We start from the raw sequence: 19,688 nt of genomic DNA on the forward strand, positions 1-19,688 counted from the left end.
TGCCAATATTTATGCAAAAGAGTATAAATTATATTTGCCGGATAAAAAGCTGTTACAGAAAAAGCTAAAAGAATGGCTGGATGAAGAACAGAATTGATTCAGAGGGAGAGTGCTATCTGGGGGGGTAGCATTCTCGTTAATAACAACAATTACGTTTGTGACCTTACTATTAGTGGTTTGTTTTTACACAGATGTGATTGTATTCCCAATTAAAATTATGTCGCTGAGATAACACGCGGTGGAAAGGGCAAAGAGATAAAATCTATTCCGATATATGCTGTAGGGAGTAGATTTCCGTATAATTAGAGTATTTTGTACTTTTTGTGATGATGACACCTTCCTTTAATGACTGATTTGAGTTTATAAATATTTTATTTAGCAATAGAAAATGACTTTCAAGAATTTACACTACCTTAACGTGAATACTTGTTGACTTCTGGATACATCAAAATCATCAATTATGAAATATAGCAGAAACAGAAATGGTATGACAGCACCACAAACATTTGATGTTGACAATGTTAATGCGAAATATGATTAATAATTTTAATATTAAATATGGAGGATGATGATATGAAAAAAAGAGCGTTTATGCTAGTTGGCATATTATTGATTTCAATTGTTATGAGTGCTTGTAGTTCAAATTCAAAATCCACAACAAATGAAAATGAAACTACTATTATTCAAGCGGAATATCCTGTATATGATACTGCGGAAGAAATTGTTGATGCTTCAGATTTAGTTTTTAGTGGTACAGTTACGGAAATTAATTATGAATCACTGAATGTTAAATCAGAAACAGGAGCCGATTCTGAAACTGGATTAGTTGAAGCTACAGAAATTCCATATACAATTTTTGATATTAGTATTGAAAAGGTGTATAAAGGAAATGTAGAATCAAGTTCAATTTCAATAAAACGACCAGGTGGAAAGATAGATGGTCAATTTTTTGTTGTAGAAGGTGCTTCAACAATCGAAGTGGGAGAAACATATCTGTTTATTACACAAACATATGAAAATGCTTATCCTAGTCTGTTAAATGTGACGCAAGCCTCATTCGATATGAGCAAACCTGAAGTTTTAAATAGTGAACAAGGCAATGCGAGAATCACTTTATCCGAAGTTTTAGAATATTTGGATTCAATCAATTAGAAGGTAAGATTAGAATAGCTCAGTTGTTGATAATTGTAGCAATTTATGCTGATAGGGTAATCTATGTAAATCTGGCTGTTGAAAATCAATTACATGATTTTGAGGAGCTTGTATTATCAAATTCATTACGTTTTGGAACGGTCAATTATTGCAGAAAAGAGAGACTGGAAGAATTTTGCAATTCAAAAGAGACTATACTTATCATAGATGAAATTCAGGAAAGCAGTATGGTTTATAACAGCATAAGGGCACTTCAGGGAGAACTTAACTGTCATGTGGCTGTTAAGGAAAATTTAAATTTTATATTTTAAATAAAAGCAATCAGAAAATCAATCGTAAAAAATACGATTGATTCAGACTGTAGACAAAGTACTCCGAGAAACGAAAGTTTCTCCCCCCTATTGGTTTATAAGCTGTGGTTTTTGTTTTTTGTCTGTTGTTCCTGCACCGGATCGGTTTGTGTTCGTCCGAGATACCGATTAAGATTTTCCTGTTTCCGCTTTAAATTCCACACCTCTTTTTCACAGCTCTTGTAGGTTGTGGTCAGTTCTTTTTTCTGCGTTTCCAATGCCTGATATTCGGCTCGCAGCTTATCCACATTCAATCCTTTTAGCTTGATGCCTGCCTGTTCAAGCATACGCCTTGCACCGCCATAAAGGATAATCTGGCTCTCGTATCTGCGGAAATATGCGTCCGGGTTCTTGGCTTTTTTGTAGGCGATATGGTAAGAGCGGTTGTCCTTGTACTGCTCGGCATATTTGATGATTTCCGCAAGGTTTTTCATGCGGTGTTCCAGTTCCACAACGCTCTGTTTGGCGGACTTTCCCGCTTCGTTTTTTACAGTAATTTTATGCTCCAGATCGGAGAGAGAACCAGCTTCATTATAGCTTTGTGCGGCGATTTTCAGATTCTCGATTGCCGCCCACTGTTGCAGTCCGGGACTGTTCTGGAATTTCTCGTCCGAGGTGTCAATGATCTTGCGGGAAGAGTAGTCTTTTTTCGGGATAACTGCCTTTCGTTCCCGTTTCTTTTCGATGCGTTTCCGGATACGTTTCTTTGTGTATTCTTTCCCTAAAGACCTTGCACTACCACGGACAAAATGCTCCTTGTCCAGAGGGCGGAAAGAGATATATTTTGCAGCATCTTCTCCAAAAGTTTCCCCTTTGATTTCGTAACCTTTTGCCCGCATAAGAAGCAGAAATTCTTCATAGGTGGAAGCCGACTTGATGAAAAAATTGATGTCCTGTCGAAGCTGTGTTTTCCAAGTCGAACCATTCTGATCAGACTGCCATTCTTTGTATTTTTTGCCACGTTCACCACCCGGAATGATGACGGAAAGATTGTGTTCCCTGCACAGTTCATCACTCAGTTTACGGATGTGGTAATAGGACTGTTTGCAGTCGTGATATTTGTTGTGTTCGATGTTGTCAGCGGCACAAAAAATGATGTGATTATGAACGTGTTCTTTGTCAATATGGGTGGTAACAACATACGAATATTTTCCCTCTAAAAGTTTATCTGCAAGCTCCTTTCCAATGTGGTGCGCTTCTTCAAAACCGACCTCGTCCGGAGCAAAAGCCTGTATGAGATGATAGGCTTTGTTGGGACTGTTTTCCCTGCAATGGTCAAGCGTATATTTAAAGTCAATTGCCGCAGTTTCGGGCGTACACGCATAAGACGAAACATAGATTTGTTCATCGGTTTTGTCCGGGTTGCAGATATATTCTATGGCTTTATCAACGGTTGCTTTGATAGCATGGATTTTTGTGTATGCCATACCTCATTCATCAACTCCTTTACTTCGTTTATATCCTCTTGATAAATGTTTCCAGTGCTGTTTACCCTCTTTGCGATCTGGTTTAAATTGGAGCTGATACGTCCCAACTCCGTATTATAATTTCGCAGGTAACTGTAATCAACATCATACACATATCCATATAAGATCAGCTTGCGCAGGAAGGCAGACATACTCTTCATGCCGGATGCTTTGAACTTGGTATTGAGGATGTACTGCTCATCATCGCTGAGATAAAATTGCACCGGATTGGTGCGGTTTCGCTTTGCTATTTCTGCCACTTCCTTTCTCTCTTTTGGGTACAAAAAAACTGCTGTAAAATGTTCGATTTTTACAACAGTTTGTTTCAAGTTTTATTTAGTTTTGGGCATAACTATCCAAAACAAATTGTAGCAAAAGCGTCAGGAAAGGTCAAGGTATTCCACAGGAAAACCGAAGAAAAAATAAAAGAGGGTTAGGGATGCTTCCCTATGGAAATTCACACGCATATACGATAGTAAAGTGTGGGGAATTTCGCCTGTGTCATGACACAGGCAGTGCTTGCTAAGGTTGTTTTTGGTGCTTGAGTTATAATTGGGACAAGTTAGAAGAAACCCAGTAAAATCAAGGGGTTGGAACTAATTTAGTCCTTATTTTTATACCTTTAAATCGGTACAGGATAGGGCAGCGCTGACATATCAATCCGAAATATGACCATTACATAGAGCAGTTCAGATTCATGGGCTGAGTGTGCTTTATGTACCCAAGAGAGGTGAAAATTGAATAGTAATAATTTTAGGTAGGACTAAATTAGCTTTGCACTGAAAAGTGTATCTGGCTGTTTGTCCGGCCTTTTTTATTGGAAATGAGCAGGAGATGGCAGAAAAGAAGCTGATTTGGTCTGAATGTAAGTCATCTCGCAAAAAGAGAGGTGGCTGTATATGGAAGTATTGTCTTATGAAAGCAAGAGCAGAGTGTGATCGAATATAAATCGTTGGCAGATCTTTCAGAGACAAGGAAAATAGGATAGAAACACAAACCGAAAGGTACGGGTAGCTGTATGAACAAAATTAGTAAGATTTGGAGGAACAGAAAAATGAATAACAAGTTAGAGGTAATAGGAATTGATCACGGCTGGTCAATGATGAAAACCGTAACTCAGGTATTTGTCACAGGGGTAAAGGAGATTACAACTACTCCGGCACTTTTTGGAGATGTTCTTGAGTACGACGGTAAGTATTACAAGATTGGAACAGTAAGGCAGGAAGTGAAAGATACAAAGGTTGAAGATGACAGCTTTTATCTTTTGACACTGGCAGCAGTCGCAAAGGAATTGAAGAAAAGAGGATTGTCAGATGCAAAGGTATTTCTTGCAGTAGGACTTCCACTTACCCGATTTGGAGCAGAGAGAAATAACTTTATTAAATACCTGACCAAGAATAAGCGTGTTGATTTCAGATATGAAAATGAAGCATACCATATTGAGATTGACGATGTGGCGGTATTCCCACAGTGCTATGCGGCTGTGGTTGACAAGATACCGACTATGGCAAAGAAAACGCTGGTTGTTGATATCGGTAGCTGGACAATAGATATTATGCCCGTGATTAACAAGTCACCGGACGAATCAAAGTGTGTTACCGTGCCAAGAGGACTTATTACCTGTATGCGTTCTATAAATGAGCAGTGTGTAAGACAGCTCAATGGGGAAGTTGATGAAACAGAAATCCAGAATATTATGCGATATGGCAGGTCTGATATAGATGATGAATACCTTGCGATTATCAAGGCTGAGATAGAGGACTTTGTTGAAAAGGTATATAACTCAATCCGTGAGTTTGGTTATAACCTTAAAACTACACCGATTGTATTTGTAGGTGGCGGGGCAGTGGTAATGAAGAATTTCAGCAATCACGAAGCAAAGAATATCTCTTATATCCTTGATGTAAAGGCAAATGCCAGAGGATATGAACAGCTTGCCATTATGGGATTGAAAACTGCTAAGAGACTTGCATAGGGGGTAGTCATATGGCACGAAGGCATATTATGGAGAGCACATTCCGACTGAATCTGCTCAATCCTCAACACGCTAAAATCAATGAGGTTATAAAGGGGCTTAATCCAAAGATATATAAGTCAAAGAATCAGTTCCTGATTGAAGCCTGTGAGTTTTATATTGACCACTATGGAGAGGATGATATTCCCTCCAAAGAGGAAAAGAGATATGAACAGTTTGTAACGAGGGACGAGATAGAAAAGATAAAAAAGGAAATTGAGTATTCTGCAATGAGTGAGGCAAGAAAAGAGGTCATTTCTTTACTTGGGGGAGCTTTGGCGGGAGTGAAGAACAGCCAGCCGGTAGTGATTGCAAACCCACAGGAAGATATGGAAGAACAGCCGGAAGAAGATGTTATGAATGATTCAGATGTTGCAGGATTGGCAATGGGATGGATGTTGAAAGGAGATTGATTATTATGAGAAGAATTGCAGGAGCCGTAGGAACCGCTGTTTTACAGGTACTCAAGTGGATGCTGAAAATTGTTCTTGGAGCATTCAAGCTGTTCTTGGGACTTGTCAGGTTGGTTCTTCTTCTATTCTGTCTGGTAGCAAGAGTATTTCTTTCATTCGTAAGAATGGGAACATTTTGAGGGGAGGTGAGACGATGGAGGTAAAAGGCTTCTTTCCTGCTTACAGGAAAAACAGAAGACTTGTGAAGTATTTCTTTAAATTTAAGAAATTGTTATAATCAAGGAGGTTAAAATGCACAGAATACGGGATTGTCCGGAATGAGCTGACGGGTATATCAAAGAGAAAATAAAAACAATCAACCTTGCGGGGGAATGTAAGCCAATGACTTATGTTCCCCCGCTTTTTTTGTTTGGAGGATAAGCAGATATGATGAATTATGAGATTTTTAAGGAAGTAGTAAAAGAGAAGTTTATGGACTATATGCCGGATAACTTCAAAGGTATGGAGCTTGTAGTTATGCCTGTGGAAAAGGTAAATATGACCTATGACGGTATCAGTATCAGAGGCAAAGATACTAATATTTCTCCTACTATTTATATCAACGATATGTATGAGAAATATCAGAACTGTGGTGATCTGGAGGAAACACTGATGGCGGCATGTGACCTTATGGCAATGGAGTTTGCAAAGACACCACAAGTTGTTGATGTTGACAGCTTATACAAAGATGCCAATGAAAAGGTAGTATTCCAGCTTATCAATACGGAACAGAACAGGTCATTTCTGGAGCAGGTGCCACACAGAGAATTTCAGGATCTTTCCATTATCTATAAACTTGTGATAAATGCGGATGCTGAAAGTATTCAGAGTATAAAGGTTACGAACAGCCTTGCGGAAAGACTTGAAATGAATGAGGAGCAGCTTTTTAAATATGCGGCTGAAAACACAAGAAGAATCTTACCGCCAAGAATAAGAAATATGAATGATGTTATGAAAGAGATGTTTTTAAGTGACGGGATGCCGGAGGAGATAGCAGAGATGATGATCAGGGAAGTTCCACCGGAGCAGACTCTGTGGATAATCTCCAATAACAGGGGAATTGACGGTGCAGTATCAATGCTTTATGAGAATGAGCTTCACGAACTGGCAGAAAACCTTGAAAGTGATCTGTATATCCTGCCTTCAAGTGTGCACGAAGTTCTTGCGGTGTCTACTGAGCTGACCGAACCGGAGGAGCTTGCACAGATGGTGGCAGAGGTGAATATGCAGGAGGTGGCATTGGAAGAAAGACTTTCCAATCAGGTATATCACTATGATAAAGATTTAAGGAAACTCACGCTTGCAACGGATACACCGAACAAGAGACTGGACGGTATCGTGGCAGAGCCGCAGCTTGTATATGACGCAAAGGAAAAGGCGAGATAGGAGGCAGTTATGGAGCAGGAACTTACCGTAGAAGAACTGATTGCTCTTATAAACAGCCAGAAAGGTGACTTTATTATCCGTATTGAGTTTGGAGAGGAGGCGGATTCCTGTGACAGAGAAGAACGACTTCAAACTTGATGTTGTATCCATAAGGCTTGTAAAGGAGGCTCCGATTTATTCGGAGCAGTCCTTTAACAAGCCGGAAGAAGTAGCTGCTGTAATGGGGGATTGTATGTGCCAGTTCGACAGGGAAGTGGTGTGTGTTGTAAATCTCAGCTCCGACTTAAAGCCTATCAATGTGCATTTTGCAAGTGTCGGTTCGCTGAATGAAGCGATGGCACACCCAAGAGAATTATTCAAGGCAAGTATTTTAAGTAATGCTGCCAGTATGATGTTAATCCACTGCCACCCGTCAGGAAATATATTTCCCAGTAAGGCAGACACGATGATGACAGACCGTATGAATAAGCTGTGTGAGCTTATTGGAATTCCTCTTTTGGATCATATCATCGTGGGAGGAGATAATCGTGCCTTCTTTAGTTTCAAGGAAAAGGGAATGATTGATAATCCAAGAATTACACTCAGTACGGATTACAGGAACCTTGATATTAAGTCACCGCTTGTGGCAGAGCAGGGAAAGGCAAGGTGAGAGTATGGAAGGAAGATTTACAGAGGAGGAACTTGCCATAGCAAAGAGCGTAGACCTCTGTGCTGTTGCAGAAAGCCTCGGTTATACTGTAAAGAAGATTGGAAAATATCACACCTTAAAGGAAATGGACTCAATCCGTATCTATGACAGAAGCCACTGGTACAGATGGTCAAGGCAGTTTGATAAGGGAAACAATGGCGGCTCACAGATAGACTTCCTGCGTGTATTTGGCGGAATGAGTGTAAAAGAAGCTGTATTCTGGCTCTTGGATTTTGCTGGATACCGAAGAATTGAAAGCACTGCAAAGCAGCCGCTTGTTCATCAGGTCACAAAGAAACAGCAAGAGGAAAGAAGGCCTTTTGTGCTTCCGCAGCCAGCAGGGGATAATTCCTACCTGATATCCTATCTTAACAATGAGCGTGGAATCAGTAAGGCAGTGATAGAACTGTTTTTAAAGGAAAATCTCATATATGAGAGCAGGCATTATCACAACATTGTCTTTAAAGGAAATGACAAGAATGGAGTAACCAGATTTGCAAGTATGCGTGGTGTATTTGATAAACAGGGAAAACCATTCAAGTGTGATGTGGAGGGGAATGATAAGAACTATGGATTTAATGTGGTGAATGTAAACAGTACAGAGCTTGTTGTATTCGAGGCAGCAATCGACCTTATGAGCTATGTGGATATATTTGCCGACCATGAATCAAATAAGCTGGCTCTTGGAATGCTTGCAGATGCCCCGCTTGAAACTTTTCTTAGGGAACACCCACAGATTTCTTTTATCCGTTTCTGCCTTGATGGGGATTCACCGGGCAGAAAAGCAGCCGCAGAACTTATGGAAAAATACTATGGATTGGGCTATGAGATTAAGGACTGTCCGCCACCAGCAGGCTATAAGGATTACAATGAATGGCTTGTTGCAACAAAACTTAATCTTGCAGATGAGAAAAAGGAGCAGATGACCATAGCCGGACAGTGCCATTAAAAAGTGGTGGTAAAAAGCAGTGGTTTTTACGGAAAATGGTGGAACAATGCGGTGGTTTTTTCAAAAAGTGATAGAACAAAGTACCACCACTCTATATTTTGCAGGGGTATTAGGGGAATGTTCCCCTAACTAGATGGCATTAGGACAGAGATGTCTCTAATGCGTATCTAGCAGTCGCCGGGGACTTACCGGTGACTGGAGCCATAGTGAATATCTACGAAACACGGATAAGGAGGTGCAAGGTGGCAGAGAACAGGGAAATAACACTTTTTTCAGAACCAGAGGAACTGATTGCCTGGGCAGAAGTATATGATAAGCAAATCAACCCTTCGATAGAAGATGCTGCACTTCTTCTTAATTATATGGAAGGACATGATTATGCAATCGGAACGGATGCAGAGGGGAAGATGTACAGACAGGATATGGCAGAGGAAAACGGTGAGATAGAGCCATTTCCGATAGATGATGTGATTGATAAGGTGTGTGAGTGGAATTATGATCTGATACTTCACGCAGAGGCAAAGAAAGATGATCCGAAAGATTTTCAGGAATATTGCGAATTTCAGGAAAAGTATGACAGTTTAAAGGCAGATGAGAGTGTGTTAGACCGATTATTTGATAAAACCAGTCATGCAAAGGAGATTGATGCTGTTGCAACGGCACTGGTGGAAGCGTTTATCAGTAATCTGGAGGGCAAGGGTGATTTGGAAAAGGCGGCAGCCACGATAGCACAAGGAATAAAGGATTACAGTACAGATAAGAGGGGAAGGTGAGCGTATGGCAGATAAAATCCACTGTATCAGGAAAACGCTCCGTCTTATGCCGCAGGAGGCAGAACTGCTTGCAAAAAAGGCAGAGGAGAGCGGAATGTGTGAAGCAGATTATTTAAGACTGCTCATCAGCCAGAAACCGAATGATTACCCGGAAGTCAGGAAACTCTTAAAAGAGCTTATCAATGAAGTGAACCGTATTGGAATCAATATCAATCAGATCGTATTCAATAACAATGCAGGACTTTATTCCAAAGAGGATAAAACACAGCTTGTTGCCTATATGCGTAAACTGAACAAGAAAGTAAATGAGGCGGTGGTGCAGATTGGCAATCAGTAAAATCCTTAATATGAAAGACTGTGGCGGGCATTTTCACGGAAAACATTTAAAGCGGGCACTTGATTATGTGATGAACCCGGACAAAACACAGGATGGCAGACTGGTGGGTGCAATAAACTGTCAGGTCGATACCGCATTTGAGCAGATGAAGGAAACCAAGCGTAATTTTGGAAAGATTGATAAGCGTCAGGGGTATCATATCATACTTTCCTTTAAGGAAAATGAGGTAAATCCGGATACGGCATTTGAAATTACACAGAAATTTGTGGAGGAATATCTTGGTAAGTCATACGAAGCGGTGTTTGTGGTACACGATAATACAGCCCATGTTCATTCCCATATCGTATTTAACAGCGTGAGTTTTGTGGACGGCAAAAAGTACCGTTACGAAAAAGGGGACTGGGCAAAGTATATCCAGCCTATCACGAACAGGCTGTGTCAGGAATATGGACTCTCCATTATTGATGTGGATGATGAGAAAAAGGAGAGGCAGCACGAAAGCTATAAGGAATGGAGTGAGTACAGGGAGGGTAATTTTGTATGGTCCGATATGATAAAAAGAGACTTGGATGCCTGTATTTTGCAGGCGAAGGACTATGAGGAATTTCTCGAACTGCTGTCTGAAAAGGGATACCAGATAAAGCAGGGAAAACATCTGGCAATCAAGCCACAGGGTATGACAAGGTTCAGAAGGTGCAAATCTCTTGGGGATATGTATTGTGAGGAAGCAATCCGGGACAGGATTGTAAAAGAGGATATTGCGTTTTATAAGAGTAAACAGGATATACCGAAAGTTTCCATTGTAAAGTGCAGAGTTAAAAGATACCGCAGGGCAGGCTTGTCAGGACTTCAGAAAAAGCATTATGCGAAGCTGTACCGGGTGGGAAAACTCAAAAAAAGACCATACAGTCAGGTATGGAAGTACAGGGAGGATATCCGTAAAATGCATAAGCTGCAGGAACAGTATTTGTTCCTTGCAAGGCATAATATCCATTCAGCAGAAGAACTTGTGGGGACGATAGCTTCTCTTACGGATAAGAAAAAAGAGACTTCGGCAGAAAAGAGCCGGATTTATAAAGCAAGGGAAAGGAGCAGGGAACTTTTTACTGCGGCTGATGAGATGGAAAACTTAAAGCCAGCAGAGCAGTCATACAGGCTTGGGGATACCTTCTTTGAAGATGAGCATAGGAAGTGGGTGGCACTGGAGCAGGAATTACAGGCACAGGGATATGCGCTTGAGGAAGTGCAGGCTTTAAGAAGACATTACAAAGAGGAGTATTCAGAAGTGTGTGCGAAAGAAAAGGTTGTATTCAGGGAACTGAATACGGGTAAGGCAATATTAAACAGCATGATTCCGGACAGTATTTCAGATGGAAGAAAGACAGAATACAACAGGGAGATTATAAGAGACAGAAAAGAGCAGCCAGTAAGATAGGCTGTTTTTTTGCGCAGTTAGGAGGAGCATATGGAACAAAATCTGAATGACAAGCCGTTAAGCAATATGCAGATTGCCAGATATATTGAGTCATTGAGAAAAGAAATGAATTTCGATGATGAGGTGTACGGGCTTGTAAAAAGTGATCTTGAGGATGGACTTACGCAGGAGCAGACGGAAAAGTATCTGGATAAGAATTTTAACATTGGACAGATGAGAGTGTTATCGGAAGGTCTGCATAAGGAGATTCCGGAGGAACTTTTTAATATCCTTCACAATAATAAGCTCTCCGGCAATCAGATGAAGGTATCACTGGAATTTTATGAAAAGGGAGTTGCGGTTGAAACCATACAGGAAGCTGTGGCAAGGGGAGAGAAGCCCGTTGTGATGAGAAGATTATATGAAGAAGTTCTGGCACAGCTTTCAAAGGCTGCGGAGCAGTATACGCAGGACTCAGAGTATGTGAAAGAACTGATTGCACAGATGGAAATGGTAGTGGAGAAAATCAACTATCAGGAGGAAAGATACGATGCCCTTAATAAAAAATTATCCGATGTTGAAGTATTAAAGGAAGATAAGGAAGTCACGGAAAGGCTTGTAAAGGAAAATGAGGATAAGGATGGAATTATCATCCATCAGCAGGATGAACTTAATAAGGCAAGCAGCACGATTGCAAGATTAAGAGATAGCATTGAGCATAAGGACAAGGAGATGGAGCGTATGAGAGACAGGATAGAATCTCTTGAGGATAAGATTATGAGTGCGGCATCTGATGATCAGAAGGTTGCGGAAAAAGAGGAAAAGGCTGGACCGTCAGAGGTTTTGGCAGCTACTGATAATAAGGAAACAGTGAAAACACTTGCAGATTCACAGGCAGTGCCACCTATGTACAATGGAATACCCGTGTATTATCAGATACCTGTTACGGACTCTGCCGGGCGTGTAATCCAGCATCTTCCAGTTGAGCGTACAGAAAGAAAATCAAATGGCGGCATTGCGGCACTTTTTGCCAGATTTTCATTCAAAAAGAAGTCAAGAGCTGACATTGTAAAGCTGGTTGCAAGCGGTGATCTTGTGCCTGCACAGCTTGTCCAGATAAAAAGTGCCATAGAAAAGGGACTGACAGAAGGGCAGCTTGTGGAACTTATCAATAATAATGTCTCAGCGGAAAAGATGAAAGAGATTATTGAGATTGCCGTGCTTGAAAACAGTATGGCAGGTTAGGAGGTACTTATGAATTTAGCAGTAGTCAATGAGGCGGTAACAGGGATGAACGGTGTGGAACACGAGTTCACGGAAGAAGAAAAAAACTTTGTGGTGCAGTTTGCTTTCCGAAGCGGCAGTAAGGAAGATACGATTTCCCTGATCGAAGCTCTGGCACATTCCACGGATAAGGTACAGTCCGAGGAGATTATGGTCACATACAGGTCAAAGTACGATATAAAGCCTGCGTGGGTGGAACAGGTCGAAAACCTGCTTGTGGCACTTGAGATGTACCGGATAGAGGAGGAAAAAGCAATCAGTCATCTGTCTGATATTTTAACAGCATATGGCATTGATGTTTCAGTAGAGGAAATCCGCAGTACAAAGGCGGAAGAAATAAGGACAACAATAAGAGAGAAAGCGGAGGTGCGATAATGGCAGAGGAAATTCAGGAAGCGGTACAGATTATCCGTGTCGCATATGACGGGATAGAGATTGCTATGAAAGTAGGCAGTGGCGGTATTGCCGCCATGCAGAAGGCAATCGACTTTTTAAAGGGGATGCTTGATTATGAAAAGTCGTTGGGAAAAACATCTATGAGAAAGCTGCTCTTAAAGGGCGGGGATTTGCAGGTATTGCAGTTTAAAACGGAAGATATGAGAAAGGTTGAGAGAATGGCAAAGAAATACGGAATCCTGTATTCGGTTCTTCCAGACTGTAACAAGACAGACGGTATGAGTGAGGTCATCTTTCATACAGAGGCAGTTCCCCGTGTGAATATGATGATACAGAAGCTGAAATTTGGCAGGATTGCCACCTTTGATGACTATCTGAAGAATGGAGATGAAAAGTCCCTCGGCAAGCTGATGGATTTTTTGAGAAAACAGCAGGGAAACGAGAAAAGCCACACGGTAGAAGGGGATAAGGTAAATTCTGCCATAGACGGACTCATTGAAAAAGTGGGAATGTTTGCTATGGAAAAACAGGCTATCAGTGTGGATCAGGTCAAGGAGAATTTCAGCATCAATGGGGAGCAGGCAGAAAATGTAATAAAACAGCTTGAGACAATCGGGGTGCTTGGCGGCAGGAGTGAGGATGGTACACACAAGGTAATGATGGATAAGGAGGCTTTCACTAACAGGATCAGAGGGTATCAGAGCCTTGCGGACAGAATGAGGGCAATATCTGCCTCAAAAAATACGAACCTGTCAGATGTTACGATCAGTAAGAAACTTATTGCAGAAGAAAACGACCATGCAGTAAAGACCAGAGTTCCGGGAACATGGGGAAAAGATGTCAGATATGTGTGGCTGCATAAGGATAACGTTATGGATATCCATAATGGAAAGACAATGCTCACATTCCTTGATACCAGAAAAGATTACAAACTCTATGATGAGCAGAACCGTGTGGTAACTACGAAAAAGGGAGACGAACTTTATACGCATTATGATAAGGTAGAATCATCTGTCAGGGAGCGATATGAAAAGGTTCAGAAAGAGCAGAAAAAGACCACAAAGAAGAAAACGGTTACTACCAGAAAAGAGAGGTAGGAGCCTATGCAGACAACGAAGAAAAAACCGTCACTGATATTTATTTTAGTGGGTGCAGTGTTATCCGGGTATCTTGGTTATCTGATAAATGGTGCATGGACAGAAGGGATTGCCTTTAATGACTTTATGAACAGGTTCAATGAAGTGTGTGCAGTTCCTTTTGCCAATTATTACAATTCAAATACAGTAAACGCAGTAGCCATTGCATTATGTATCTATGCAATGGCTATTATTATGTATTACACCAGCCAGAGAAACTATATGCCCGGCAAAGAATATGGTACAGCAAGATTTGAAAATCCGAAGCAGGTCAATAAGATACTGGCGGATAAAGATGAGAATTTCAACCGGATACTCAGCCAGAATGTGAAAATGTCGCTGGATTTCCGAAGGCTGAAGCTCAATGGAAATATTCTTATCTGTGGAGGTTCCGGTGCAGGAAAGACATTTTATGAAGTAAAACCGAATCTTATGCAGATGCCACATAGCTGTTCGTTTATCTGTACTGATCCGAAAGGAGAGATATTAAGAAGCTGCGGGCAGATGTTAAAGGATAACGGGTACAATGTAAAAGTCATCAATCTTTTGGAGATGGATAAATCAGACTGTTACAATCCATTTTCCTATATCAGAGAGGAAACTGATGTGGTGAAGCTGATTACCAATCTTATCAGTAATACCACACCAAAAGGCTCAACGCCGAGTGATCCGTTCTGGGAGAAAGCAGAAGGCTTGTTTTTACAGGCAATTTTCTATTATGTGTGGCTGGAGGTGCAGCCTGCAAAGCGAAACTTTGAGACAGTTTTGAAGCTGCTTGGAGAAGCAGAGGTTAAGGAACCGGGAAAGGCTTCAAAGCTGGATGTCCGTATGAAGTTTCTGGAGGAGAGTTCGCCGCTTGGAGCAAATCACCCTGCGGTCAAACAGTACAACAAATGTATGAGAGGTGCGGGCGATACAGTTCGTTCTATTATTATCAGTGCAAACTCAAGACTTGCATTTCTTGAAAATAAGCAGGTTTTACGACTGCTCTCCAAAGATGAGTTAAATTTGTCTGATATCGGTATTGGAGTAAATGGAGATGGGGAGACAAAGACAGCACTGTTTTGTGTAATCCCGGATAGTGATAAATCCTATAACTTCATTATCGGTATGTTATACACACAGATATTTCAGGAATTGTACTATCAGGCAGACTTTAACTGTGGTGGCAGACTGCCGATCCATGTAACCTTTATGTTAGACGAATTTGCGAATGTCGCATTGCCAGATGACTTCTGTTCGTTGTTATCGACAATGCGAAGCAGGGAGATTTCAAGTATTATCATCATTCAGAACTTTGCCCAGTTAAAGGCACTTTTTAAAGATACTTGGGAAACAATCCCCGGCAACTGCGATACTTTCATCTATCTTGGAGGCAATGAGCAGAGTACACACAAGTATGTCTCGGAGCTTTTGGGCAAGGGGACAATTGATAAAAAATCAAGCGGTGAGACAAAGGGCAGACAGGGAAGCTCATCAAGAAATTATGATGTTTTAGGCAGGGAACTGTTTACACCCGATGAGGTCAGAAAGCTGGATAATAAGAAATGTATTATTTTTATCCGTGGTTTTGATCCGATAATGGACAATAAGTATATTCCATTCCGACACCCGATGTTTAATCAGACAGCGGACGGAAAAGGAAAAGCGTATGTTCATAATACACAGGGAGCAGACCGTATCATCGGACCACCATTTGAGATTTTATCGGAAAAAGCCGTTAAGCATTATGAAAAAATGAAGGATAAGGGAGAGAATGTGTATATTGATACACTGACCTATGAGCAGTTTATGATGCTTGGAGATGCGGAACTGAACAGAAGATTTTCTATGCAGGACGAGGCAGAGCAAAAAGCAAAAATTGACAGGGAGCAGGCAAATGAGCTTGAATATGCCGATGAATCGCAGAAAGAGAAGGACTCAGACAACAGTGGAGGAGGACAGCCGGTAAGAAATCCTGAGAGGGAGAAGCCGAAGTGGGAGGATACGATCACAAACCGAATGATGCACTGGTCATATACAGCGGAGCAGAAAGAGGAAGTGAAGAAAGCACTTGCGGCAGGTGTTCCGAAAGCAACGATTCTTACTTATTTCTATCCGGAAGTGACGGTGGAGAAGATGAGTTCATATCGGAAGAATCAGTAAAGGCGTCGCATAGGCACAGGAACTGTGGTATAATGTGCCTATGCGGAATGAAAGAGTTTCGTAAATTGGGAATTGTATGGTGGTACTTTAATGGAAAAGAAAGATTTTTTGTATACAGTGATTCTAACAACAACAGTATTTGCAGCTCTTATAACATCGATAGCGAATATAATAATTTCTTTGATAAATAGTTATAGATTAAAACATATTGAAGAACAAAAAAAGTTAAATGAAATTGATAAATATCGATATAGCAGGTTGCATGAAATACTAATAAATTGGCATAAATATGATTCTGAAATCAAAGGAGAAACAGACAGTGAAATAGCATTTTATAGATTGCTTAATCAATTTATGGACGATTTGGGGCGTTATGAAATTGCAAAACCGTTACTCGATGCGGGCTATACTGAAGAATTGGAAAACAAAAAAATAGAATGTGAAAATTTACTAAATAATTTAGTTGAAGCTGAGGCACCAGATGGTACACATACAAAGGATTTTCCAATCATAAGAGAAAAATATTTTGCAAGTGGACAAGAGTTCTCGAAATTATTAAAAAATGCCATTAATAGTCAACTTGAATCATTATTAAGAAAAAGCAATATATGATAATTATAGCTTTGTCATTCTTGTAAATGACTTAATATTTAATTCACACAGCACTTTAGCCAATTATGGTTAAGGTGCTTTTTTTGTACCTTGAAAGGAGGTGGTCACAGCAAAACATATCGGGGAAAGCCCGATTTTATCATTACAACAGGCTATGCCTGATCATATAAAGTAACTTTTAACAGCCAGTTAGGGATAAACCCTGCTGGCTATTTTTTTATCGAAAAGGAGACAACCAATATGAGAAAAGAACAGATTATTATGACAACCAACAACAATCAGATGGAGGAAAAAGGTATGAAGCAGAGATTTATTCAGTTTAAGAAAAAATTTGTTCCGGCATTATCCGGAGCCGTTATGGGAGTAATGTTTATGAGCACTACCTGCTTTGCGGCAGGAGGTACTTCGGCAGTAACACAGCCACTTGAGAACTTAAAAACGCTTGTGATCGCAGTTATCGGTGCAGTTGGAGTAATTATCCTTGCAAAGAATGTAATGGAATTTGCACAGGCATACCAGCAGCAGGATTCATCTACTATGAACTCAGCTTTAAAGGGGGTTGTGGCAGGTATTATCATGGCAGGTATTTCTACTGTACTCACTTTCTTAGGCTTCTAAGATAGGGAAAAAATAATCCCTGTTGCAATAGAAGAAAAGAGGTGAATAACAGGTATGGATATTTTTAAGCTGGGAGACAAAATACTTGCTCTCCTTGAAGCTATGTTTGGATTTTGGAACAATCAGATATCTTTGGTTTTTGCAATGCTTGGACAATCGCCCGTCAGTTTTAAGGGCGGTGGTCCGTGGGCAGTCATCGAGGGAATAGAGCCAATCTTTGTAGCGGTTGGTTCTTCCCTTGTGGTACTGTTCTTTGTTATCGGTTTCTGTTCGGAAAGTATAGATGTGAAAGATGAAATGAGGTTTGAATCAATCCTGCGTATGCTTATCCGATTAGGACTTGCAGAATGGTTTGTTGCCAATAATGTCACGATTATGAAAGCATTTTTTACTTCCATCGGAAATCTGGTAGGGCTTATTTCGGCAGGAACAACAACACAGCTTGCCATTGACAGTGCACAGGCAGATGTTATTAAGGGACTTGGATTTGGTGAAAGTCTGGTAATGCTGATCCTTACGGCACTGCTTGCAATCATCATTATTATCTGTGGTTTCTTTATCATTTACACCGTGTATTTCAGATTCTTAAAAATATTGATCATTGTGCCGCTTGGAGCAATCGCCTGCTCTACAATGGCAGGAAACAGAATGGTAAGTCATACGATGTCAACTTACTGTAAGTATTTCTTATCCTGTGTGTTTGAGGCGGTAACAATGGCACTTGCGATTGTGGTATGCAATGCATTTATCAATGCAGGGCTGCCTTCCTTTACGGGAAGTTATGCAGACTGGGCACAGACACTTATTTATCTGTGTGAAATGACATTTACCATAGCAATGACGGTTGGAAGTGTGAAGGGAGCACAGACACTTACAAGTAAGGCATTCGGATTATAGAAGGAGGCATTTATGGATAATGAAAAGAAACAGGTGACTTATAATTCCAGTTTTTCCGGGGAGACACAGGTAACACTCGATATTCAGCAGTATATGAATAACAAGGCAATGTATATCGGGCTTATGTGTAATGAAGATGGATACGATGAGCCGTTTGGTGATGTGACCGTAAATTTGTCTGTTGCTGCACCGAATTACTGCGGATATCTGAATGTGAATGATATGCCGGATATTGAGAAATTCATCACAGAAAATGAGCTTGGGGAGTTTACAGGATTTACACAGAGGAGTGGTTATTGTGAATATCCTCTTTATCTGTTCAATGTTGATAAGCTGAGAGAACTGTGTCCGGACGGAATGGATATGTATGAGGCAAATATCGGTATGGCAAGAAAGCCGGAGACAAAGGAGTTAGCAAGATAGGGGGCAGAGGACAATGGTTATTGAAATAAACAAAGACATTGACCGTTATCAGGAATCGGTGGCAATGGGACTTACAGCAAAACAGCTTGTATTTTCTATTGCCAGTGTGATAGTCGGTGGCGGTATCGTATTACTTCTTTATAGATATATTGGTCTTACAGGTTCTGCTTATGTGGCGATTCCGTGTGTAGCTCCGATAGCACTTGGAGGATTTTATTCTTTTAATGGAATGAATTTTTACGAGTATATGGGAAAGAAACTGCATTTTATGTTTGGAAATAAGGCTCTTACCTATGTATCTACTGAGGGAGAGCCGATTATCAAGGCTTTTGAAATGGAGCAGAACGGACAGGTAAAGAAGAAAGGCAAAAAAACTCAATCAGAGATTACAACATCTGAGTCGGCAGTAAAGAAACAGGAGGAATTTGAAGAAATGAAGAAAAAGACAAGAAACATGATGTTTGGACTGGCAGCCGTGTTTGTGCTGGCGGTAGCGGGTGTGGCTGCTTATAAAGCAATGCACTAAAAAGGAACCTGCATAAAAACAGATTCCTTAAATGAGGGAAAATCCCTGTCGAAGAATGGAAGTCCAGTTACTTTTCTGATAGAGAAATCGGACTATGATTACAGTCTGCTTTTCTTCATCAATCGTATAAAAGGCAAGGTAATTATTGATTATCACAAAACGAATGCCCCAGCTTGCCAGTACCGGATCATCTACCAGACGGAACTTCTGTGGCAGGTCGGCTAGTGAGCCTATCTGCTCAGTCGCAGCATCTAACAGATTATCTGCGGCATCCGGATTTTTGAGGGTAAATTCGATGTAATCCGCAGCACGCATAATATCGTGTTCTGCGGTGGAAGTGATATGAACCTGATAGCTCATCGACTGCGGCGGCTCCTGATATCAGCCATAGCTTCGGAAAATGGTCTTGTATTGCCTGTGGCAATATCGTCCATTCCTTCTTTAATCTGGCTGTAAAGTTCAAAGCGGCTGGTCAGTTCTTCGTAGGCTTCAATGCTCATAACAGCAAGATCGCCTTTTCCATTCTTCGTAATGAAAACTGGTTCAGGATAATTATGACAAAATGTAGAAATTTCATTGTAATTATTCCTTAAATCAGCACTTGATTTGATTGCTGGCATAAAAACACCTCCTTGTTTGATAACAAAATTATACACAAATTTTGTTATGA

Annotated in this window: 25 protein-coding genes; 21 read left to right on the forward strand and 4 right to left on the reverse strand. The window is 40.7% G+C overall.

From position 1 onward, the window contains the following. Positions 1 to 573: 573 nt before the first annotated feature. The gene (locus tag H8S17_RS12800; RefSeq protein ID WP_118192892.1) at positions 574 to 1,152 is read left to right on the forward strand and encodes a hypothetical protein; all 579 of its coding nucleotides are present in this window, start codon (positions 574 to 576) and stop codon (positions 1,150 to 1,152) included. Between the two features lie 26 nt (positions 1,153 to 1,178). After that, on the forward strand, positions 1,179 to 1,463 hold the full coding sequence (locus H8S17_RS12805; protein ID WP_186867600.1) for a hypothetical protein: 285 nt from the start codon (positions 1,179 to 1,181) through the stop codon (positions 1,461 to 1,463). 95 nt (positions 1,464 to 1,558) lie between these two features. On the opposite strand, the gene H8S17_RS12810 is transcribed toward H8S17_RS12805, so the two are convergent. Together H8S17_RS12810 and H8S17_RS12815 are read right to left on the reverse strand one after the other, a co-directional pair. Further along, positions 1,559 to 2,929: a relaxase/mobilization nuclease domain-containing protein gene (locus tag H8S17_RS12810; RefSeq protein WP_186867601.1), complete on the reverse strand. Its 1,371-nt coding sequence runs from the start codon at positions 2,927 to 2,929 to the stop codon at positions 1,559 to 1,561. Then, complete coding sequence (locus H8S17_RS12815; RefSeq protein ID WP_186867623.1) at positions 2,878 to 3,219, reverse strand: MobC family plasmid mobilization relaxosome protein; 342 nt, start codon at positions 3,217 to 3,219, stop codon at positions 2,878 to 2,880. The genes H8S17_RS12810 and H8S17_RS12815 overlap by 52 nt, the downstream gene beginning before the upstream one ends. An 803-nt stretch (positions 3,220 to 4,022) precedes the next feature. Between H8S17_RS12815 and H8S17_RS12820 the strand changes: the two genes are divergently transcribed. The 19 genes from H8S17_RS12820 (at position 4,023) to H8S17_RS12905 (ending at position 19,018) form a co-directional block, all read left to right on the forward strand. Further along, positions 4,023 to 4,943 carry a ParM/StbA family protein gene (locus H8S17_RS12820; protein WP_014081288.1) on the forward strand — a complete coding sequence of 307 codons (921 nt, stop codon included), beginning with the start codon at positions 4,023 to 4,025 and terminating at the stop codon, positions 4,941 to 4,943. A gap of 11 nt (positions 4,944 to 4,954) precedes the next feature. After that, complete coding sequence (locus H8S17_RS12825) at positions 4,955 to 5,395, forward strand: hypothetical protein (RefSeq protein ID WP_005603533.1); 441 nt, start codon at positions 4,955 to 4,957, stop codon at positions 5,393 to 5,395. Between the two features lie 5 nt (positions 5,396 to 5,400). Continuing rightward, positions 5,401 to 5,574, forward strand: a complete 174-nt coding sequence (locus tag H8S17_RS12830) for a hypothetical protein (RefSeq protein WP_015520972.1) — start codon at positions 5,401 to 5,403, stop codon at positions 5,572 to 5,574. A gap of 247 nt (positions 5,575 to 5,821) precedes the next feature. Further along, on the forward strand, positions 5,822 to 6,820 hold the full coding sequence (locus H8S17_RS12835; protein WP_186867602.1) for a DUF5688 family protein: 999 nt from the start codon (positions 5,822 to 5,824) through the stop codon (positions 6,818 to 6,820). 9 nt (positions 6,821 to 6,829) lie between these two features. Beyond that, a complete protein-coding gene (locus H8S17_RS16760; RefSeq protein WP_008116427.1) occupies positions 6,830 to 6,958 on the forward strand; it encodes a hypothetical protein in 129 nt (42 codons plus the stop codon). Beyond that, a complete protein-coding gene (locus tag H8S17_RS12840) occupies positions 6,930 to 7,469 on the forward strand; it encodes a JAB domain-containing protein (protein ID WP_008116423.1) in 540 nt (179 codons plus the stop codon). The genes H8S17_RS16760 and H8S17_RS12840 overlap by 29 nt, the downstream gene beginning before the upstream one ends. A 4-nt stretch (positions 7,470 to 7,473) precedes the next feature. After that, positions 7,474 to 8,457, forward strand: a complete 984-nt coding sequence (locus H8S17_RS12845) for a DUF3991 and TOPRIM domain-containing protein (protein ID WP_008116421.1) — start codon at positions 7,474 to 7,476, stop codon at positions 8,455 to 8,457. A 242-nt stretch (positions 8,458 to 8,699) separates the two neighbouring features. Continuing rightward, positions 8,700 to 9,230, forward strand: a complete 531-nt coding sequence (locus tag H8S17_RS12850) for a multidrug transporter (RefSeq protein ID WP_118092892.1) — start codon at positions 8,700 to 8,702, stop codon at positions 9,228 to 9,230. A 4-nt stretch (positions 9,231 to 9,234) separates the two neighbouring features. Next, positions 9,235 to 9,567 (forward strand): plasmid mobilization protein, encoded by a 333-nt coding sequence (locus tag H8S17_RS12855; RefSeq protein ID WP_118092893.1) that lies wholly within the window; start codon positions 9,235 to 9,237, stop codon positions 9,565 to 9,567. 10 nt (positions 9,568 to 9,577) lie between these two features. Further along, positions 9,578 to 11,002, forward strand: a complete 1,425-nt coding sequence (locus H8S17_RS12860; RefSeq protein WP_186867624.1) for a relaxase/mobilization nuclease domain-containing protein — start codon at positions 9,578 to 9,580, stop codon at positions 11,000 to 11,002. Between the two features lie 30 nt (positions 11,003 to 11,032). Next, complete coding sequence (locus tag H8S17_RS12865) at positions 11,033 to 12,226, forward strand: hypothetical protein (RefSeq protein WP_186867603.1); 1,194 nt, start codon at positions 11,033 to 11,035, stop codon at positions 12,224 to 12,226. A gap of 9 nt (positions 12,227 to 12,235) precedes the next feature. Beyond that, entirely contained in the window at positions 12,236 to 12,640 is a 405-nt protein-coding gene (locus tag H8S17_RS12870; protein WP_186867604.1) for a hypothetical protein, read from the forward strand. Beyond that, positions 12,640 to 13,758 (forward strand): PcfB family protein, encoded by a 1,119-nt coding sequence (locus H8S17_RS12875; RefSeq protein ID WP_186867605.1) that lies wholly within the window; start codon positions 12,640 to 12,642, stop codon positions 13,756 to 13,758. Before H8S17_RS12870 ends, H8S17_RS12875 begins: the two co-directional genes overlap by 1 nt. A 6-nt stretch (positions 13,759 to 13,764) precedes the next feature. Continuing rightward, positions 13,765 to 15,942, forward strand: a complete 2,178-nt coding sequence (locus H8S17_RS12880) for a VirD4-like conjugal transfer protein, CD1115 family (RefSeq protein ID WP_186867606.1) — start codon at positions 13,765 to 13,767, stop codon at positions 15,940 to 15,942. 90 nt (positions 15,943 to 16,032) lie between these two features. Next, positions 16,033 to 16,554: a hypothetical protein gene (locus H8S17_RS12885; protein ID WP_008116407.1), complete on the forward strand. Its 522-nt coding sequence runs from the start codon at positions 16,033 to 16,035 to the stop codon at positions 16,552 to 16,554. A gap of 240 nt (positions 16,555 to 16,794) precedes the next feature. Then, positions 16,795 to 17,172 (forward strand): electron transporter RnfA, encoded by a 378-nt coding sequence (locus H8S17_RS12890; protein ID WP_186867607.1) that lies wholly within the window; start codon positions 16,795 to 16,797, stop codon positions 17,170 to 17,172. Positions 17,173 to 17,226: 54 nt separating this feature from the next. Further along, a complete protein-coding gene (locus tag H8S17_RS12895; RefSeq protein ID WP_005602921.1) occupies positions 17,227 to 18,069 on the forward strand; it encodes a hypothetical protein in 843 nt (280 codons plus the stop codon). A 12-nt stretch (positions 18,070 to 18,081) separates the two neighbouring features. After that, on the forward strand, positions 18,082 to 18,492 hold the full coding sequence (locus H8S17_RS12900; protein WP_005602919.1) for a DUF4313 domain-containing protein: 411 nt from the start codon (positions 18,082 to 18,084) through the stop codon (positions 18,490 to 18,492). A gap of 13 nt (positions 18,493 to 18,505) precedes the next feature. Next, positions 18,506 to 19,018: a PrgI family protein gene (locus tag H8S17_RS12905; RefSeq protein ID WP_005602918.1), complete on the forward strand. Its 513-nt coding sequence runs from the start codon at positions 18,506 to 18,508 to the stop codon at positions 19,016 to 19,018. 27 nt (positions 19,019 to 19,045) lie between these two features. On the opposite strand, the gene H8S17_RS12910 is transcribed toward H8S17_RS12905, so the two are convergent. Then, the gene (locus H8S17_RS12910; RefSeq protein ID WP_005602916.1) at positions 19,046 to 19,378 is read right to left on the reverse strand and encodes a type II toxin-antitoxin system RelE/ParE family toxin; all 333 of its coding nucleotides are present in this window, start codon (positions 19,376 to 19,378) and stop codon (positions 19,046 to 19,048) included. Beyond that, the gene (locus H8S17_RS12915; RefSeq protein ID WP_014081285.1) at positions 19,375 to 19,638 is read right to left on the reverse strand and encodes a type II toxin-antitoxin system prevent-host-death family antitoxin; all 264 of its coding nucleotides are present in this window, start codon (positions 19,636 to 19,638) and stop codon (positions 19,375 to 19,377) included. Before H8S17_RS12915 ends, H8S17_RS12910 begins: the two co-directional genes overlap by 4 nt. Positions 19,639 to 19,688: the final 50 nt, after the last annotated feature.

The sequence above is a fragment of the Roseburia zhanii genome (assembly GCF_014287635.1).
GTDB classification, from domain to species: domain Bacteria; phylum Bacillota; class Clostridia; order Lachnospirales; family Lachnospiraceae; genus Roseburia_B; species Roseburia_B zhanii.

Coding starts and splice junctions, on each gene's coding strand:
- H8S17_RS12895 (WP_005602921.1), top strand. CDS start 17,227: ATGGATATTTTTAAGCTGGGAGACAAAATACTTGCTCTCCTTGAAGCT.
- H8S17_RS12890 (WP_186867607.1), top strand. CDS start 16,795: ATGAGAAAAGAACAGATTATTATGACAACCAACAACAATCAGATGGAG.
- H8S17_RS12810 (WP_186867601.1), bottom strand. CDS start 2,929: ATGGCATACACAAAAATCCATGCTATCAAAGCAACCGTTGATAAAGCC.
- H8S17_RS12830 (WP_015520972.1), top strand. CDS start 5,401: ATGAGAAGAATTGCAGGAGCCGTAGGAACCGCTGTTTTACAGGTACTC.
- H8S17_RS12800 (WP_118192892.1), top strand. CDS start 574: ATGAAAAAAAGAGCGTTTATGCTAGTTGGCATATTATTGATTTCAATT.
- H8S17_RS12870 (WP_186867604.1), top strand. CDS start 12,236: ATGAATTTAGCAGTAGTCAATGAGGCGGTAACAGGGATGAACGGTGTG.
- H8S17_RS12875 (WP_186867605.1), top strand. CDS start 12,640: ATGGCAGAGGAAATTCAGGAAGCGGTACAGATTATCCGTGTCGCATAT.
- H8S17_RS12820 (WP_014081288.1), top strand. CDS start 4,023: ATGAATAACAAGTTAGAGGTAATAGGAATTGATCACGGCTGGTCAATG.
- H8S17_RS12885 (WP_008116407.1), top strand. CDS start 16,033: ATGGAAAAGAAAGATTTTTTGTATACAGTGATTCTAACAACAACAGTA.
- H8S17_RS12880 (WP_186867606.1), top strand. CDS start 13,765: ATGCAGACAACGAAGAAAAAACCGTCACTGATATTTATTTTAGTGGGT.
- H8S17_RS12855 (WP_118092893.1), top strand. CDS start 9,235: ATGGCAGATAAAATCCACTGTATCAGGAAAACGCTCCGTCTTATGCCG.
- H8S17_RS12900 (WP_005602919.1), top strand. CDS start 18,082: ATGGATAATGAAAAGAAACAGGTGACTTATAATTCCAGTTTTTCCGGG.
- H8S17_RS12835 (WP_186867602.1), top strand. CDS start 5,822: ATGATGAATTATGAGATTTTTAAGGAAGTAGTAAAAGAGAAGTTTATG.
- H8S17_RS12905 (WP_005602918.1), top strand. CDS start 18,506: ATGGTTATTGAAATAAACAAAGACATTGACCGTTATCAGGAATCGGTG.
- H8S17_RS12845 (WP_008116421.1), top strand. CDS start 7,474: ATGGAAGGAAGATTTACAGAGGAGGAACTTGCCATAGCAAAGAGCGTA.
- H8S17_RS16760 (WP_008116427.1), top strand. CDS start 6,830: ATGGAGCAGGAACTTACCGTAGAAGAACTGATTGCTCTTATAAACAGC.
- H8S17_RS12825 (WP_005603533.1), top strand. CDS start 4,955: ATGGCACGAAGGCATATTATGGAGAGCACATTCCGACTGAATCTGCTC.
- H8S17_RS12910 (WP_005602916.1), bottom strand. CDS start 19,378: ATGAGCTATCAGGTTCATATCACTTCCACCGCAGAACACGATATTATG.
- H8S17_RS12860 (WP_186867624.1), top strand. CDS start 9,578: ATGAAAGACTGTGGCGGGCATTTTCACGGAAAACATTTAAAGCGGGCA.
- H8S17_RS12865 (WP_186867603.1), top strand. CDS start 11,033: ATGGAACAAAATCTGAATGACAAGCCGTTAAGCAATATGCAGATTGCC.
- H8S17_RS12915 (WP_014081285.1), bottom strand. CDS start 19,638: ATGCCAGCAATCAAATCAAGTGCTGATTTAAGGAATAATTACAATGAA.